Here is a 2,942-nt window from a genome sequence, read left to right as displayed (position 1 = left end):
GCACCATAGTTCAGTAAATGAGTGGCAAAAGCATGTCTCAAAACGTGCGGGGACAGCAATTCTGTGTCAATACCTGCGATAACCGCGTAATGCTTAATACGATACCAGAACGTCTGACGGGTCATTTGTTTAGCACGTTTGCTTGGAAAAACCACATCTGAACTGTTTTCACCAAGCAGTTGCGGGCGCCCTTGTTCAATAAAACTCTCAATCCAGTCCACAGCGTTTTCGCCCATTGGCACCAAGCGCTCTTTACCGCCCTTACCAATAACACGTACCACGCCCTGTCTCAGGCTGATGTTCTCCATCGTTAGGCTAACCAGCTCCGTCACGCGCAAACCGGTTGCATATAATAACTCAAGCATCGCCTTATCGCGAAGTTCAATCGGATCATTCGGATCGGGCGCATCGAGCAAAGCATCCACTTGCTCTTCACTTAGGTCTTTTGGAAGACGTTGTGGCAGCTTAGGGCTGATCAACAACGCACTCGGATCATCCGCTCTGACTTTCTCACGATGTAAGTATTGGAACAAACGACGAATTGCCGACAACATACGTGCACGGGAAGTCTGCTTAAAATCCGCGTCAACCAACCAGCTTTGGTAATCCTGTAGCCCAGATAGACTAATAAAGTCGAGGCGATAATTATTCTGTTCCATCCACGTTAATAGTTTGGATAAATCAGTACGATACGAGACAAGAGTATTCTCTGATAACCCTCGCTCCATCCACATAGCATCTAAAAACTGTTCAACGAGACCGTGGTCTGCGCTCTGCCCTTGAGGCGACTGCATAGTGTTACTCACAATATTGGAAACTGTTTTGAGAGTATGCCAGAGCAAATATGAATGCCATAAAAATTACAGCTTGAGCGGATAATCGCTGCAATCGAAGTCGATTTATGGTTAGAATTCGCCATCTGAAATTAAAATCGAACGTTTGCTATGAAAATTGGATTATTTTACGGCTCAACCACCTGCTACACAGAAATGGCAGCAGAAAAAATTCGCGGCATTATTGGTGAAGACCTAGTTGATATCCATAACGTGAAAGAGACTCCGCTTTCATTGATGGCAGATTACGACCTGTTACTGCTAGGTATCTCGACGTGGGACTTTGGCGAAATCCAAGAAGATTGGAATGAGCTGTGGGACGACATCGCGACGACACCAGTAAAAGGTAAGGTTGTAGCACTGTTTGGCTTAGGTGACCAAGAAGGTTACGGTGAATGGTTCCTAGATGCGATGGGTCTATTGCATGACGAGCTCAAAACGGCCGGAGCTCAATTTGTTGGCTTCTGGCCAAACGACGACAGCTACGAGTTCGAAGCGTCTAAAGCACTCACAGAAGATCAATCACAATTCGTCGGCTTGGCGTTGGATGAAGACTCACAATACGAACTCAGCGACGACCGTATCGCAAGCTGGGTAGAACAAGTTCTGGTTGAGTACAGCGAGAAGCTATAAGCCATTTAAGCTCTCGAACAGCTGTTCATATCAAAGCACACAGCATACAAAAAGGCCTCATTACTGCGAAGTAATGAGGCCTTTTCTGTGTCTAGTGACTATCTAATCTCAATAAGTGATTAAACCGTCTCTTCTGCCATCTCTTGCTCTGCTGACTTACCAACAAAGAACATACAGATGATTGCTGCCGCCGTTGGAAGTAACCAACCCATGCCGATCTCAAACAGAGGAAGCATCTTCAATGCAGATACATCAACACCCGCTACTTTCGCACCATCGATAAGAGCGAACAGTAGTGACACTAATACCACAACGCGGTACGCCGCTTTTGGATTAGGGAAACGGCTACGCAAGAACGTCAGTGCTACCAATGCGATCGCTACTGGGTAAAGCGCAAACAATACAGGAACAGACAGAGAAATAAGCTGAGAAAGACCAACGTTCGCTACCGTAGCACAAGCAACACCGTTGATGATTACCCAAGTCTTGTAAGACAGCGGCGTTAATGAGCTGAAGTAGTCAGAACACGCAGACACAAGGCCAATCGCTGTTGTTAGACACGCTAGTAGTACGATGACAGAAAGCACTAGCTGACCTGAAGGACCAAACAGTGATTGAACATATAGGCTTAAGATCGCACCGCCGTTGTCAGCACCCGCAGCTACTGTTGCGCTTGTTGCGCCTAGGTAGAACAGAGAAATGTAAACGAATGCTAGACCCGCCGCAGCAATACAACCTGCGCTGATCAGGTACTTAGTCGTCGCTGCGCGGTCAGTGATGCCTTTGCTGCGGATAGAGTCCACAATCAGCATACCAAACATCAGTGAAGCAAAAGTATCCATGGTGTTGTAACCTTCAAGGAAACCTTTTGTTAATGGCTGAGTGATGTATTCACCGTGAGCACCAAGAATATCACCCTGAGGGTTAACAAATACAGCAACCGCCAGTACAACTAAACCGATGAAAAGTGCTGGTGTTAGAACCTTGCCGATAACGTCAATTAGCTTACCTTGAGACCATGAGAAGAACATGGCAACCACAAAAAATGCGATAGAAAAGAATGTTAGGTGAGCTTGAGAGGCATCGATGAAGAACGGTTTCACCGCCATCTCATAAGCAACAAGGCCGGTACGTGGTGCAGCAAATGCAGGACCGATGATAATGAAGATCAACACAGCCATGATAGTCGCTGCTTTCTTAGGAAGATCTTTAGTTAGATGATCCCAAGAGCCACCCGCAAGTGCAACGGCTACGATAGTGATTAACGGCAGACCAACGGCAGTCAGCAGGAAACCAGACATCGCTGGAAAAAAGTGATCACCAGCCAGTTGGCCAGCTAGAGGTGGGAAGATGATGTTACCCGCACCTAAGAAAAACGCAAAAAGCATAAAGCCCAATGCCATTATATCTGTTAGTTTTAGACTCTGTTTCACAGATAATCCTTAATTATATTTATGAATTTATGTTGTGCTTACG

At 46.1% G+C, this 2,942-nt stretch carries 3 protein-coding genes; 1 reads left to right on the top strand and 2 read right to left on the bottom strand.

What is annotated here, in order from left to right; translation table 11 throughout:
• Positions 1–794, bottom strand: a 794-nt coding sequence (locus tag BCT81_RS09940) for a site-specific tyrosine recombinase XerD (RefSeq protein ID WP_102424028.1), incomplete at its 3' end; no start/stop codon positions are given.
• 150 nt (positions 795–944) lie between these two features.
• On the opposite strand from BCT81_RS09940, the gene fldB reads away from it, so the two are divergent.
• Positions 945–1,466: a flavodoxin FldB gene (gene fldB, locus BCT81_RS09935; RefSeq protein WP_061033352.1), complete on the top strand. Its 522-nt coding sequence runs from the start codon at positions 945–947 to the stop codon at positions 1,464–1,466.
• Between the two features lie 119 nt (positions 1,467–1,585).
• Here the strand turns inward: fldB and brnQ are convergent, their stop codons facing one another.
• Positions 1,586–2,899, bottom strand: a complete 1,314-nt coding sequence (gene brnQ, locus BCT81_RS09930; protein WP_102424027.1) for a branched-chain amino acid transport system II carrier protein — start codon at positions 2,897–2,899, stop codon at positions 1,586–1,588.
• Between the last annotated feature and the right edge of the window lie 43 nt (positions 2,900–2,942).

Source organism: Vibrio sp. 10N.261.52.A1 (assembly GCF_002876325.1).
Classification (GTDB): Bacteria; Pseudomonadota; Gammaproteobacteria; order Enterobacterales; family Vibrionaceae; genus Vibrio; species Vibrio chagasii.
Note: the sequence above shows the minus strand (reverse complement) of the source record. Positions and strands in the feature narration are given on the sequence as shown.

Coding starts and splice junctions, on each gene's coding strand:
- fldB (WP_061033352.1), top strand. CDS start 945: ATGAAAATTGGATTATTTTACGGCTCAACCACCTGCTACACAGAAATG.